The organism is Acinetobacter rudis (assembly GCF_000829675.1).
Classification (GTDB): domain Bacteria; phylum Pseudomonadota; class Gammaproteobacteria; order Pseudomonadales; family Moraxellaceae; genus Acinetobacter; species Acinetobacter rudis.
Map to the genome: position 1 here is coordinate 1 of NZ_BBRX01000086.1, position 14089 is coordinate 14089.

General features: G+C 39.1%; 13 protein-coding genes. 6 read left to right on the forward strand and 7 right to left on the reverse strand.

The window, feature by feature from the left end; all coding sequences use genetic code 11:
* Positions 1-1467, forward strand: a 1467-nt coding sequence (locus Aru01_RS16345; protein ID WP_042111623.1) for a mechanosensitive ion channel, incomplete at its 5' end; no start/stop codon positions are given.
* A 230-nt stretch (positions 1468-1697) separates the two neighbouring features.
* Positions 1698-2123: a homoprotocatechuate degradation operon regulator HpaR gene (gene hpaR / locus Aru01_RS16350; RefSeq protein ID WP_016657312.1), complete on the forward strand. Its 426-nt coding sequence runs from the start codon at positions 1698-1700 to the stop codon at positions 2121-2123.
* A 44-nt stretch (positions 2124-2167) separates the two neighbouring features.
* Here the strand turns inward: hpaR and Aru01_RS16355 are convergent, their stop codons facing one another.
* From Aru01_RS16355 to Aru01_RS16380, 6 genes are all read right to left on the reverse strand, one after another.
* A complete protein-coding gene (locus Aru01_RS16355) occupies positions 2168-2581 on the reverse strand; it encodes a DUF1090 family protein (protein ID WP_016657311.1) in 414 nt (137 codons plus the stop codon).
* A gap of 219 nt (positions 2582-2800) precedes the next feature.
* On the reverse strand, positions 2801-4000 hold the full coding sequence (locus tag Aru01_RS16360; RefSeq protein ID WP_016657310.1) for a BaiN/RdsA family NAD(P)/FAD-dependent oxidoreductase: 1200 nt from the start codon (positions 3998-4000) through the stop codon (positions 2801-2803).
* Between the two features lie 735 nt (positions 4001-4735).
* Positions 4736-5611 (reverse strand): 1-aminocyclopropane-1-carboxylate deaminase/D-cysteine desulfhydrase, encoded by an 876-nt coding sequence (locus Aru01_RS16365; protein ID WP_040331377.1) that lies wholly within the window; start codon positions 5609-5611, stop codon positions 4736-4738.
* 106 nt (positions 5612-5717) lie between these two features.
* The gene (locus Aru01_RS16370; protein ID WP_016657308.1) at positions 5718-6857 is read right to left on the reverse strand and encodes an HlyD family secretion protein; all 1140 of its coding nucleotides are present in this window, start codon (positions 6855-6857) and stop codon (positions 5718-5720) included.
* 3 nt (positions 6858-6860) lie between these two features.
* Entirely contained in the window at positions 6861-8567 is a 1707-nt protein-coding gene (locus tag Aru01_RS16375) for an MFS transporter (RefSeq protein WP_016657307.1), read from the reverse strand.
* Between the two features lie 9 nt (positions 8568-8576).
* Positions 8577-9125 carry a TetR/AcrR family transcriptional regulator gene (locus Aru01_RS16380; RefSeq protein ID WP_040331376.1) on the reverse strand — a complete coding sequence of 183 codons (549 nt, stop codon included), beginning with the start codon at positions 9123-9125 and terminating at the stop codon, positions 8577-8579.
* A 224-nt stretch (positions 9126-9349) separates the two neighbouring features.
* Between Aru01_RS16380 and Aru01_RS16385 the strand changes: the two genes are divergently transcribed.
* From Aru01_RS16385 to Aru01_RS16400, 4 genes are all read left to right on the forward strand, one after another.
* Positions 9350-11134, forward strand: coding sequence for a zinc-dependent metalloprotease family protein (locus Aru01_RS16385; protein ID WP_016657305.1), 1785 nt, complete (start codon positions 9350-9352; stop codon positions 11132-11134).
* A gap of 18 nt (positions 11135-11152) precedes the next feature.
* Positions 11153-11749, forward strand: coding sequence for a metalloprotease secretion chaperone CpaB (cpaB, locus tag Aru01_RS16390; RefSeq protein ID WP_162183619.1), 597 nt, complete (start codon positions 11153-11155; stop codon positions 11747-11749).
* A gap of 162 nt (positions 11750-11911) precedes the next feature.
* The gene (locus tag Aru01_RS16395) at positions 11912-12673 is read left to right on the forward strand and encodes a class I SAM-dependent methyltransferase (protein WP_016657303.1); all 762 of its coding nucleotides are present in this window, start codon (positions 11912-11914) and stop codon (positions 12671-12673) included.
* A 113-nt stretch (positions 12674-12786) separates the two neighbouring features.
* Positions 12787-13410, forward strand: coding sequence for a LysE family translocator (locus Aru01_RS16400; protein ID WP_016657302.1), 624 nt, complete (start codon positions 12787-12789; stop codon positions 13408-13410).
* A 66-nt stretch (positions 13411-13476) separates the two neighbouring features.
* On the opposite strand, the gene metG is transcribed toward Aru01_RS16400, so the two are convergent.
* Positions 13477-14089, reverse strand: a 613-nt coding sequence (gene metG, locus Aru01_RS16405; protein ID WP_042111624.1) for a methionine--tRNA ligase subunit beta, incomplete at its 5' end; no start/stop codon positions are given.

A 14089-nucleotide genomic window follows, 5' to 3' on the forward strand; every position in this document is an offset into this window, starting at 1 on the left:
ATTTTAGCGTTACTGATTTCATCAGCAGTTAAAAAAATTCTACATCGTTTCAATACGCATCATAAGCTTTCTAATTTTACTGGCCGAAGTGCAGACACTACTGGCACACTCAATTATGAAACGCTGATATCTAAGTTTGTTTTTTGGTTCATTTTTATTATCGTGCTGATTACCGCACTGAATATATTTAATATTAATGGAGTAAGTGGACCACTTAGTGTCATGATTGGGCAGTTCCTCATATTTATACCTAATCTTATAGCAGCAGCAGTAGTCGGGTTTATTGCTTGGTTATTGGCTCGTTTGGTTCGTTTGGGGTTAACTCGTGTTTTGGATAAAACCAGACTTGATGAAAAGCTCAATACTGAAGCTGGCGTAAATAATTTTAGTAAAAATATTGCTGAGATTGTTTATTGGTTAATTTTACTTCTGTTCTTACCTATTATATTGGCGATCTTAGGCTTAACTGGTTTATTGGCACCTGTACAGAATATGTTGAATGAAGCCATTGCATTCGTTCCCAACATTTTCATCGCTATTGTCATCGTCTTTGTCGGTTATATTCTCGCTAAAATTGTTCGCGGTATAGTTGAGGGCTTAAGTAATAGTTTTAATTTACAACAATGTGCTGAAAAAGTTGGGCTATTTAAACAATCCAATTTAGGCCAGTTCCTAGGTACATTCGTATTTGCAATCGTGATGATTACAACGCTAATCATTGCATTTGATGCGCTTGGTATTCGCTCTATTTCAGATCCTGCGACAGTAATGTTGTCTGAAATCATGTTAGTGATTCCACAAGTAATTGCTGCAGCGCTCATCTTGATTGTTGCTTATGTCGTTTCACGATTTGTGGCTAGACTGATTACCGAATTGGTTGCAGGAACAGATGTAGATCAAATCCCGACTAAATTAGAGTTACAGCGCTACTTGGGCGAGACCAAAGTCTCTGCTGTATTAGGTCATTTAATTGTGTTCTTTACGATGTTGTTTGCAGTATCTGAAGCAGCTTCACGATTAGGTCTAAGTCAGGTCAGTGATTTAATCGCAATGTTCATTCATTTTGGTGCCAATATTCTATTGGGCGCAGTGATCTTTGTGATTGGGTTCTGGCTGGCAAATATCGTGGCCAGTATTGTACAACGGGGTGAATATTCGAGTTCGCGTTGGTTAGCAAATCTAGTGCGTATTTTAATTATGGGCTTAGTACTGGCTATGGGATTAAAAGCCATGGGCATTGCCGACTCGATTGTAAATCTAGCATTTGGTTTAACCTTGGGTGCGGTTGCTGTCGCTTTTGCATTGGCATTTGGTTTAGGTGGACGCCAGCCTGCTGAACGTTTACTGGATGATTTAATCGACTGTGCAAAAAAACAAGGCGATGATCAAACCACTGAAAAAACCAATAAGACAATTGCTCAAATCGAATCAAATACAGATGTGTCAGATCAGCGACCTTTTGAGTAATATTTTAGTTTAGCTAAACATAATTGTAACTGGCCCACTTGGGCCAGTTTTTATTTAATTTTTCTAAAAGGTAGTCATAGCAGGGGATACAGCCTAAGCATTAAGCGATAAAATAATTTTTAGAATAGATCAAAATGTTTCATATAAAAAATAATTATTGTGATTTAGTTCAAATTTTTTTATAGTAGCGGCTGAGATTGATAAGATATTTAATTAATACGTAGTGAATCATGAACACAAATCAACCTTCTTTGACCCTTGCTCTGCTTGAAGCACGTGAAGCATTAATGTCACATTTTCGTCCCGAATTGAATGAGATTGGCTTAACTGAACAACAGTGGCGTATTCTTCGAGCCCTAGCTCAGTATAAAGAGTTAGATAGTACAACTTTGGCTGAACGAGCATGTATCTTGAAGCCAAGCTTAACAGGTATTATTAATCGATTATTAGATATTGGTCTGATTCTTCGCCGTCGCTCAGATAAAGATCAGCGTTTTTGTTTTATTTCTTTAAGTCAGACTGGTGAGCAGATATTTTCAAATGTTGTTGAGCGAATGGAACAACGCTATGCGGTAATTGAGGAGAAACTTGGTGAAGAAAAAATGATGAAATTATTCGACCTACTCAAAGAAGTACACAGTTTAAAATGCGTTTAAATCAATCTACCCTATGCCATAACTTGGCATAGGGATTAATTGTATTAAGATCTTTTCTTGAGTTGCTCAAGTTCAATATTCAGTTTATTCAGTTCACTTTGTTGCTCAAGTAACTTTCTCTGATATTTACTTTGCTTAGACAGTTCGCCTTCTTCTTGCGCTTGTTTTAAATCACTTTTAATCTCATCAATTTTACCATTTTGATTTTGGATTTTTTTCTCCAATTTTTGGATTTCTTTGTCGACCTTTTTACTAAAATCGGCATCATTACAATTATTTTCGATCTCTGTTAAGGCTTGTTTAAGGCCTCTAATTTGATAGTAGTTGTTGTATTGCTGAGCGTTTTTGATTTTGGTTTCTACAGCAATACGTTTTTCTGCGCAGCTATACTGTTCAGCAGAAGCAAGTTGAGGTAAAACGAGAGAGATGCCTAGAGATAAATACACGATGAACTTCATTGTTTTCTGACCCAGTAGATAGCGTTATATTTATTGGAAGTATTGTACATTTCTTGCTTAAAACTGTCTTAAGAACATAAGATTGGTCTTATGTTGGGATAAGATTATTTAAGCAACGTATAATTACCATATGTCATGCAAAAAATATAGGAAAAATATTTTCTCTACATATTTTCTAAGCACACTCTTTCACTCTAAACAGTATCTTAGCCATCGCTCTTAGACATATTGGGCTGCTGCATAGGCGGATGACCATGCCCATTGGAAGTTATATCCACCTAAGTGACCTGTAACATCGAGTACCTCACCCACAAAATATAAACCTGTTTGAAGTTTACTTTCCATGGTTTTAGATGAGACTTGAGTGGTATCTACACCACCTAAAGTCACTTCAGCAGTACGATATCCTTCAGTACCAGAAGGTTTAACCTCGAAATTATGCAATTGCGTTGCAATTTGTATGAGCGTTTCATCACTTAATTGCCCGATGGCTATATCTGCATATTGAGACCAGATTAATTGTTGTAACTCTAGCACTATACTTTTAGGCATAAGCTCAGCGAGTAGTGTACGGATCAATACTTTGGGTTGACTTGATTTTTTTGCTTTCAACCAATCTATAAGTTCATGTTGGGGTAAAAAGTTAATTTTAAAACTTTGCCCAATTTGCCAGTAATTTGAAAGTTGTAAAGCGCTTGGGCCACTTAAGCCACGGTGGGTAAATAAGAGTGCTTCCTGAAAGGCTGCCTGATCATTTTCGAGAACAACATCTAGTGCATTACCACTCAATCGGGTCGTCACTTGTTTAAATTGATCTGAGAAAGTGAAGGGCACTAGGCCAGCTCGAGTCGGGTAGACATGATGACCAAATTGTTCAGCAAGTTGATAACCAAAACCAGACCCACCCAATGTAGGAATCGACAAGCCTCCTGTGGCAACAACTAAGGATGAGGTCTGAAACTGACCTTGGGCTGTGCTAATTTGATAAATGTTTTCAGTATTAACATTAACAGACGTCACTTCCGCTTGAGTTTTAATCGTAACGCGTCCTGTTTTTTCACACTCATCCAACAACATCTGTAAAATTTCTTTGGCACCATGCAGTGTAAACAATTGACCATGTTTACGTTCTTCATAGGCAATCCCATATTCACAAACCATTCCGATAAAATCCCAATTGCTATAGCGACTAAGTGCTGAAATGACGAAATGGGGGTTGTTTGAAATATAGTGATTAGCTTCAACATCTAGATTGGTAAAATTACATTTACCACCGCCAGACATTAAAATCTTCTTGCCAATTTTATTGGCTTTCTCCAGCACGAGAACCTGACGACCACGCGCTGCAGCCAATGCTGCAAGCATTAGACCTGATGCACCTGCGCCTAAAACGATGACATCATAATGTGATTGCGCCATGTAAAACTCATTCTGCTGGAGGGAAAGCCGCGCATTATAACTTTTATCTAAAAGAATTGGGAAGAAAGCCGCGCACTGCCATATCAAAACAACTTTTATCGAAAAGAATTGGGAAGAAAGCCGCGCACTGTCATATCAAAACAACTTTTATCGAAAAGAATTGGGAAGAAAGCCGTGCACTGTCGTATTAAAACAACTTTTATCTAAAAGAATTGGGAAGAAAGCCGCGCACGACTATCTTAAAAAGTACTACAGATAAAACATAGGCATGCACAGCCGCCCATGGTTTCCTAAATCGAAGTGATTACGAATAGGCGAGACCTTACTTTTTTCTTGGAAAAAGTAAGCAAAACCGCTTGTTTCCCACAGACTACATCCTTGTAGTCGTGGTCAACAGTGGCATCCATGCCACTTTGCACGAATCAAATATAGTGTGTGTTTTTCATTTTCATCTAAAAGAATTAGGAAGAAAGCCGTGCACGACTATCCTAAAAGCACTACAGATAAAACATAAAACATAAAACATAAAACATAAAACATAAAACATAAAACATAAAGCATAGGCATGCACAGCCACCCATGGTTTCCTAAATCGAAGTGATTACGAATAGGCGAGACCTTACTTTTTTCTTGGAAAAAGTAAGCAAAACCGCTTGTTGCTCACAGACTACATCCTTGTAGTTGTGGTCAACAGTGGCATCCCTGCCACTCTGCACGAATCAGATCTTTTAGACTTTAATGGTTGCGGCCCTGTAAGCCACCACTATGGATCACGAGGATGCGGCTGTTTTTAGGAAAATAGTCGTGTTTAAGCAAGTCAAAAATGCCATAGAGCATTTTGCCTGTATAGATGGCTTCCAAGGGGATTTGGTTTTTATATTCAAAATCTTGAATAAAATTTAGTAGTTCAGTAGAGACTTTGGCATAACCACCAAAACAATAGTCATCAGTAATGCGCCAATTTGTTTTTTGTGTATAGTCTTGCACAGTTTCAGTTAAGAAATTTCCTTTAAGTGCTGAAAATCCCAAAACTGATTGCGCTGTATGACTTGCTTCAATGAGTCCTGCAATCGTACCACCTGTGCCGACTGCACAGCAGATCACGTCGTACTGGTTTTGATCGTGGACAGATAAAATCTCTGAAGTTCCCTGTAAGGCAAGTGCATTACTGCCTCCTTCAGGGATGATGTAACAGTCTGGGTACAATATTCTCAGTTGGTTAAGAAACTTAATATCTTGTTTTTTCTTATAGTTTTCACGTGAAACAAAGTGGAGGTGCATCCCATGTTGCTGCGCCGTGAGTAGTGTTGGATTAAGAGCACGCTGAGAGAGTTCTTCACCACGAATAACGCCAATACTCTGAAAACCAAATAATTGTGCAGCATAAGCAGTGGCGGCAATATGGTTCGAGTAGGCACCACCGAAGCTAAGCACCCGTTTAAAGCCTAAACGCTGTGCCTCAATTAAGTTATATTTAAGTTTATAAAACTTATTTCCAGAAATATGTGGGTGAATTAGGTCGAGACGTTTGATTTCAAGCTGTACAGGATGCTCAGTTTTAATTTTTTGATAAATGACATGTTGAGCAATATCATCAAAACGTTGTTGCATGGTTATAGAGACCATCTTGAGAAAAATAGGCAGCACATAGCTTAAAGGCATTGGAATAGACTGACAATCAATCTCATCGTTATTGAGCTAAGTGCTGTATCTGATGCTATGGTAAAGGCTTAGAGTTCGTATCGACTGCACTGACAACAGACATGCCCGGGCGCAAATTTTCAAGACCAGACTGATTTGGATCAATAGCAATACGGACTGCGATTCGTTGAACCACTTTAGTGAAGTTACCTGTTGTATTATCGGGCTTTAAAACACTAAATTCCGCACCTGCAGCTGGAGCAATTTGTTCGACACGGCCATAAAACTTTTGATGATTTAAGGCATCGACGCTAAACCATGCTTTTTGCCCGATACGAATATCTGCAATTTGGGTTTCTTTAAAGTTAGCAATAACCCAAGTTTGTTTGGGGATTAAAAATAGCAATTGGCTGCCCGCCGCAACATATTGTCCTAGACGTGGGCTGACCTCTCCCAGTTGGCCATCCATCGGAGCGGTAATTACACTATAGTTTTTGGTGATATTGGCTTGATCGAGTTGCGCTTGAGCACTATGCACCTGTGCAGTGAGACCGACCTCAGCGACTTGGGCTGTTTTTAACTGTTGCTCAGCGACCATCACATTTGCTTCAGCTTGTTTGAGTAAAGCTGCGTTATTGGCAACATCAGCAGCAGCCTGATCCTGTTCTGCTTTAGAAACAGCACCCGTATTGCCGAGTTGTTGATAACGTTGTTGCTGTGCAAGGGCAAGACTATAGGCAGCACGTGCTTGTTCAACTTTAGCACGTGTTGCTGCAATATCTGCTTTATGCTGCGCAATAGCTTGATTTTGATTGGCTTGATTATTTTTTGCTTGATCTAGACCTGAAGTTGCTTGCAGCACTTTTTGCTCATAAGGACTATTATCGATTTGCATTAATATCTGGCCTTTCTTCACCCAGTCAAAATCTTTTACATTGACGCTTTGCACATAGCCATTGATCTGTGAAGATAAGACGGTTGTTTGTCCTTTGATATAACTGTTATCTGTTTTTTGGATGTGGCTATTGAATGGACCAAGTCGCCATGCCCATAAGATGATAACCACTCCGACCAGAAAAACTGCCAGCATCCACCACAGAACGGGCTTTGGTGTGGCAATTAACTTACTTGAGGCCACAGTTTTCGTGGCTACAGTTGGTGTTTCCACGCTAGTCGTTGAAGTATCTTGGTCAGGCTGCTGTGTAGACGTATTCATGCTTTACTCGTGATTAGATGGATGACTAGGTGTAGAAGTTGTGTAAAGCCGAGTTCTGGCGGCTAAACGAGTTTGTTGTTTGCTGCGGTAGAGTTGATATTTACTCCAAGCAATGTTGCTTCCCCCCCACAGTAACAACAACAAAGCAAATAGACCATTTAATGCAATAACATCATTAAATGCACGTACTTGAGACTCTTGGGTGATATTTTGGTCCAAAGTTTTTAAGGCCAAGCGTTGTTGAAGCTGTGGGTCAGATTGATGGTTTTGATAAAGTAGTTGATACTGTTTTATACGTTGTTGCACGACTTCTTGAGTACTGTTTAGGTCAGTCAAAATTTGACTACGGTAATCTTGGCTGCGGTACTGCTGATAGGTTGAAAAGAAAGAATTCCCCATGAGCCCACCAAAATTTTGTGTTGCTGAAAACAGCACAATAAAAGTCACAACGTAATTTGGCCCTTTCATGAGTGCCTTGCTCATACCAGTTAAAATTAAAGGACCAATAAAAGCACCACCTGCAAAGCCAACTAAAAATTGGCTGATGTAGAAGTTTTCTGGACGAACATCGCGGGTTAGGTGATAGTCCAAAGCACAAGCGATTAATATGAGTGTCTCTGCAAATAATAACTTTAAGAACATTCGTTCACGTGAAAAACTTAAGGCACTAAATAGCGTCCCTAGCGCAATACCACAGAAAATGATGCGGTATAGCGGTACAAATTGATCAGGGCCCATGCCCATGCTTCTTAAAAAGTTAACTGTTGCATAGCTTTGTTCTGACATTAAAAAGCGTATAGCAATCGCCCCTAAAATAAAGTTAAGCATGGAGCCTGTGCTGATCCAACGTGTCATGATCAGTGGGTTTGAACGGTAGTGCTCAAAAGCTAAGCCGAGTAAGAACAGTCCTAAACCAACAATGAGTAAATAAGCGAGCCCAGAGTTGTTAAACCACCATAAGATTGGGCCTTGACTCAGCACAATACAGAAACAAGCCAAAGCAGGGGCCAACAGGGCAAAGGTAATGAAGTCCTTTTTTTCAAATACTTCAATTTTTAGACTGCGCGGAAGTTTGAGTGCAACCACCATAGCTAAACAACAAATGGCTAAACCGAGCTCAAAACGATAAAGATTGGACCAGTCCGTAACATCTATTAGAGCAGGGGAAATGATCCAAGCCAGTGGTAAACCAAGTTGTTGGAAACCAAATGCCAAGTAAACTGCTTTACCAAGGTTAGCTCGTTGAAAGGCCTGCATAATATAATACATACCCAAGGAGCTCAGAGGTGCTGCGACAAAGCCACTGATAAAACGTGTGAAGAGCACCATGCCGAAGCTATGTACAAACAAATGTAAAATCAGTACAGCAATAAAGAGCACAAGCCCAATCTCTGAAAATAAGCGCAGTCCATACTGTTGTCTGGCTTTAAATAAAATCAGATTTGAACTGACATTGGCCATTACATAGACCGTAGGAATCCATGCTGCTTCACTAGGCGTCAGTGCATACTCACCTTGAATTAATGGAAGATTGGCAGTTATAAAGCCATTACTTAGTCCACCGACCAAAGTAATAAATAAGCCAATGATGAAGTACTGTATACGCTTTGCAGTGGCGTGATCGATACTGCCTGGTGAGCCGGGTAGTGTTGGACGTTCGTTTTCACTCCAGTTCGGTGCAGGCTCAAGCAGACGTGGTGTTTTGTTCATGCCATTAACCTAAGCTTTTATGCCATTAATTAATAATTCAATAGCACGCTCAGCTAAACGGATTTGAGCAGCCTCATCCATGCCCTGAAAAGAGGCTCTTAATAGCGCTGTTACCAGCGCATAATCTTGACTGTTTAGGTCTGCACGACAGATTTTATGTTGGATTGCAGTGTCAATTAAGGGCTGTAATATCTGATTACGCCGTAGATAAATCTGTTGTAGTTCAGGGTCATCACGTTCAATGACTCGCCAATATTCCATCAATGCAGTCAAGTACGGTAAATTATGTACATGATTTTTGAGCAAGCGTACAAAGCCATCTGGATATTGTGAAAAAAATGCAGCCTTTTGTTCCAAACGAGCTAAAGCCTGATGCATCAGTGCTAAAACTAAATCACGACGATCTGTAAAGTTACGATAAAAGGTTGCTCGTCCTAATTGGGCCTGATCAATAATCAGCTGTAGGGGGGCATTGATACCATGTTGCCTAAATACATTAGTCGCGGCATCGAGTAATATTTTACGATTTTCAACCGCGATTATTTGGCGTTTATTCATGATCACTGTCGCAAGATTTGTGTATGGATATTTAACGGACATTTTTGTCCGTTGTAAATTTTTTCATTATTGTTTTTTTGTAACTATAAATAAGATTCATTCTATTTTATTAGATCAAAATTTAATCAATCAATGCGAATAGGCTTGTTTTGATCTATATTTAAGTTTTGTTAAATAATATAATTTGTATTGCAATTTAACTACAAAATTATAGAACGGTTACAATGAAACTAAAAAAAACGATTATTTTGAGTTTGCTCTGTCTCTTTATAACAGATGCAACAGCAGTACTTATTTCTCCAAATTCTAATCAGTTACAAGGAACCTTACCGATTGGACATGAAAATTTAACTTTTCAGTTGCGAGACGGTGATTGGGTCCCTAATCTTTTTTTACCTTGGTATGGACAGGATGGAGATACTGTTATTATCAAAAGCTCTGCTGCCTATGCATCACAGATCAGTAACCTTAAAACTGATTTACCTTTTCCACTATCGATTAAGAATAATCAGTCATATCAATTTAAATTTAATGCTAAAACTCGGCTTTGGCATTTACAGTTTGAGAAAACACTATCCCCAAATCAATCACCTGACTTTAATCAGGCAGCACTACAAACAGTTGTCATCAATGATGATAATTGGGTAAGTAGTCTGCGCTTACCGCAAGGAGCGAGGGATGGAAGTATGTTAAAAATTAGTTCAGAGAGTCAAAAAACTACCCGAATCAATAGTGAAGGGGTTTTATTTGCCAGTACCTTAAGCTTAAAAAAAGACGAAGCACACTGGTATCGGTACTATCAGGCATTAAATAAATGGGTTGCGGAATCAACGACTGCTCGTCAGTTTGATGTGAAAAAAGTCGGACCTAAGATGGTTACGGTCAATGCTGCTCTCACGCAGGTCAATTTTTCTGATGCAAATTGGTTAGAAAACTTAACCTTACCTGTCAATGCTCAAGATCGAGATCGTATCATTGTCACATCAACTGCAGCATGGCCTGCGAAGATTAATAATACCAATATCAATAGTAATGCGAGCCTTACTTTACTCAAAAATGATCGCTATGAATTTGTATTTATTGCCGATCAAGAAAAATGGATTATTGATTCAGCACCAATGACTGCATTAGTCGAAAAAAAATTAGTGCAATCTCAATTACCCGATGTTCTCTATCCAGTTACAAAGGTGATTGTTAATCCGTCCAATTGGCAAGCAGCACTTCAATTACCCAACAAAGCTCAGATTGATGACAAAGTTATTTTAGAGTCTAGTGCATTACAGACCATACAAGTCAGCAGTAAAAATGGTTTAAAAGCCAGTCTACGTAATGGTGAAACACAGCGCTACATTTATACTGCTAAAGGGTGGGTTGCTGACAGTCATACCATCGATTTACTTCTTGTCATCGATCCAGCAGTCGTCATGAAAATAGGCGAGAGTGCGGCAAAATTGCGCTTACTCGCAGGATTGGAGCTGACCAATTTAACTGCTCAAAACTCCAATGCACAGTTCTACATGCGTCAAGCTGGCGTTGTTAATCAGGCTATTCAAGGTAAAGATCTATATGAGGTTATGGATAATATTTTATTAACCCCGACAGTTTTATCTGAACGCAATCGTGTGGGGGCAGATATGGTGTATTACGAAAGTAATGAGCAGGCCAAAGGGATTTGTGGCCTAGGTTTTAGCTCAATAAATGCGCCTAAACCAGACTCAATGGTAGCATTGGGACTCAACAGTTGTGGTATAAGTGTAATGCGTCATGAGCTAGGCCATAACTTTGGTTTGCAACATTATAATGACGATCAAGATACTATTCATCGTGGTTTCAACCATATATTAGGAAGTACAGCGATGGGGGGGAATAATCTAAATTATTACTCAAGTCCGAAGCTCTATAGTCCTAAATACGCTGTACGTTTGGGGGAAGCAGGTAAGATTGATGCGGTGTCATTGTTAAATAAAAATGCACCGATTATTTCAGGCTTTAGAACAGCAAAGATGTGAACATAACTGATGTATAAAATGATATTAATTGTAGTATTGGCTCTTAGCATACTACTTTTCTGGATACAGCAGTTACAAACGTCTACTGCGGCTCCATTGAGTGTTGAACCTGTAACTAAATCGTTACAGGGCAGCACGCAAAGTGCGAGTGCAACCGTAGGTGCTGCGGTGAGTAAATGGAATGGGGCTACTCAAGCTGATTTAAATAAACCTGTCCAATTATTCAAGTCATTGACTAAGGCACAGGCTCTAAATGACCCGCAATTTATTTTTGCTCAGCAGTTACAACAAGAAAATAGTCATCCTGTTACTTATGCTGAAAATTTAATTACGCAGCGTCGTGTAGGTGATCAAGTTCAATTTCAAATTGCAGAGTTAGGCATTGATGTTGTTGGAACAATTGAGGATGTGATGGCTGTTGATGATGATATTCATCGTTGGAAAAGGCGTATAGAACCCTCATCTGATCATTCAACATTTAGTGTCTTTCAGAGCCAAAAAGATCATTACACCATTGTGCAATTACATACAGCACAAGGTTTATATATTGCAGAAATTAAAAATGGTCTTGGTATAATTCAACCTGATCGTGCGGATTTGGATCACGATCAGTAGCCCTTGTTTATTGTAGGTAATCAGCACGATTGCCTACAATCATCATGATGATGCTCTATTAAATTGATAAATATTATTTATGTATATTTAAATATTTAATCATTTTAAGTTTTTATTGATTTCAACTAAATTAGTTTTATCAGATGCAATAGAGTTGTAGAAATGCATAACCAACATCGCCTAAATCAACAGCAATATCATGAAAAATCAGAATCTTATTTAAATAGTACTGTACATGCACAAGGTGCAGAATTTGCAAAGATGCTTAAAGTTTGTGAGCATTACCCAGCAGCAAAAGTTTTGGACTTAGGCTGTGGAGGTGGACATGTGAGCTATCAACTGGCTTCACAGGTTGATTCGATTATTGCTTATGACTTATCAGCTGAAATGGTGCAACTGGTTGCGACACAAGCGAAAGAAAGAGCTTTGCATAATGTACAGACTCAAGCAGGTGCAGCGGAACAATTATCTTTTTCCGATCAAAGTTTTGATGTGGTAGTCAGTCGTTATTCTGCGCATCACTGGCAAAATATACAACAAGCTTTGGCTGAGGTGCATCGTGTATTAAAACCACAGGGGCGGGCAGTTTTCTTTGATGTTCTCGGGAGTAGTGATCCAATACTTGACACCTTTTTACAATGCATCGAGATGATTCGTGATCCAAGTCATGTCCGTAATTACAGCATGGCAGAATGGCTAGCGATGGTTGAATATCATGGTTTTCAGGTTGAAATCATTGAAAAGCAATCTTTGGTTCTCGATTTCGACGCTTGGGTTGCTCGAATGCGAACTCCAACTGCTGCGATACATACCATACGGAACATACAGGATAAAGTTTCCGATCATGTACGTCGTTATTATCAAATTCAGCCTGATGGTCGTTTTACCAGCCCAACCTTATATTTACAATTAACAAAAATTTGAAAGCCTAAGATAAATTTACAGAATTTCATAAACTGTAAAAGTTGATTGTGTCAGTTTTACTGTAGGTTTTATAATGATCACTCTTTGCGTATCGCCTAAATAAAGGAAGTTTTATGGAAACATTATGGATTGTGGCTTCAATTGCTTTAGCACTCATGCTTGGTGCAATGAGCCCTGGGCCAACCTTTATTTATGTGGCTAAAAACTCAATTGCAATTTCACGCCAACATGGTTTATTTACCGCACTCGGTACGGGGAGTGGTGCAGCACTGTTTGGTTTATTGGCAGTGTTGGGTTTACAAGCAGTATTACTTGCTGTGCCATCTGCATATTTAGTTTTAAAAGTCTGCGGTGGACTATATTTACTGTGGTTGGCCTATAAAATTGTCCGTCATGCTAAGGATCCACTTGGCCAAATTGATGGAACAGCAAAACCAATGACCTATGCACAGGCTTATCGCTTAGGTCTGGTAACACAGCTCAGTAATCCAAAAACTTCAATCGTGTTGGCCAGTATTTTTACAGCATTGTTACCAAAAGAAATCCCAAGTTATTTTTATGTGGTGTTGCCATTATTGTGTTTCTTTATCGATGCGGGTTGGTATTCGTTGGTGGCCGTAGTTTTATCAGCAGAAAAACCACGCCAAGTCTATTTGAAATTTAAAACAGGTTTTGATCGTCTCGCTGGTGGTGTAATGGGTCTACTTGGTTTAAAACTAATTTTTGGTATGAAGTAAAACAATAATTTGAAATAAAAAATAAGCCCTCATGAGAGGGCTTATTTTTTATTTGATGTTGAGTGATTAGCTCACTTTGTCACCTGGTTTCGCACCATGGTCTGGCGAAATAATGAAGATACCCTCACCATTACCTGCTGCAAGGACCATACCGTTTGAGACACCAAAACGCATTTTACGAGGTGCAAGGTTGGCAACTAAAACCACTAATTTATCTGTTAGATCTTCAGGGGCATATTGGCTACGAATCCCACTAAATACGTTACGTGGTTCAGCTTCACCAGCATCTAATGTCAGTTGTAATAATTTATCAGAACCTTCGACAGTCGATGCGGCTAAAACTTTAGCAACACGTAGATCTACTTTTAGAAAATCATCAATCTTGATAGTTTCAGCTTCAGTAGATACGGCTTCTACTTTTTTCTCAGCAGTTTTTTCTTTTTTCTTTTCCGCCTTAGCAGGTGCAGTTGCTGCAGCTAAAGATTCTTTCGATGCATCAACCATTGCTTCAACTTTTGCTTTATCTACACGTTGCATTAAAGGTTTGAAGGTCTCGATCGTATGTGCCAGCAAAATATTTTGACGTGAAGCAAAATCAAACTGTTCGAGTTTTAAGAACGCCTGAACTTGATCTGCCAAAGTAGGTAATACTGGCGCCAAATAAACTGCAAGTTGACGG

Excerpts from the sequence above, each read along its gene's own strand:
- hpaR (WP_016657312.1), top strand. The coding sequence starts at position 1,698 with ATGAACACAAATCAACCTTCTTTGACCCTTGCTCTGCTTGAAGCACGT.
- Aru01_RS16355 (WP_016657311.1), bottom strand. The coding sequence starts at position 2,581 with ATGAAGTTCATCGTGTATTTATCTCTAGGCATCTCTCTCGTTTTACCT.
- Aru01_RS16360 (WP_016657310.1), bottom strand. The coding sequence starts at position 4,000 with ATGGCGCAATCACATTATGATGTCATCGTTTTAGGCGCAGGTGCATCA.
- Aru01_RS16365 (WP_040331377.1), bottom strand. The coding sequence starts at position 5,611 with ATGCAACAACGTTTTGATGATATTGCTCAACATGTCATTTATCAAAAA.
- Aru01_RS16370 (WP_016657308.1), bottom strand. The coding sequence starts at position 6,857 with ATGAATACGTCTACACAGCAGCCTGACCAAGATACTTCAACGACTAGC.
- Aru01_RS16375 (WP_016657307.1), bottom strand. The coding sequence starts at position 8,567 with ATGAACAAAACACCACGTCTGCTTGAGCCTGCACCGAACTGGAGTGAA.
- Aru01_RS16380 (WP_040331376.1), bottom strand. The coding sequence starts at position 9,125 with ATGAATAAACGCCAAATAATCGCGGTTGAAAATCGTAAAATATTACTC.
- Aru01_RS16385 (WP_016657305.1), top strand. The coding sequence starts at position 9,350 with ATGAAACTAAAAAAAACGATTATTTTGAGTTTGCTCTGTCTCTTTATA.
- cpaB (WP_162183619.1), top strand. The coding sequence starts at position 11,153 with ATGATATTAATTGTAGTATTGGCTCTTAGCATACTACTTTTCTGGATA.
- Aru01_RS16395 (WP_016657303.1), top strand. The coding sequence starts at position 11,912 with ATGCATAACCAACATCGCCTAAATCAACAGCAATATCATGAAAAATCA.
- Aru01_RS16400 (WP_016657302.1), top strand. The coding sequence starts at position 12,787 with ATGGAAACATTATGGATTGTGGCTTCAATTGCTTTAGCACTCATGCTT.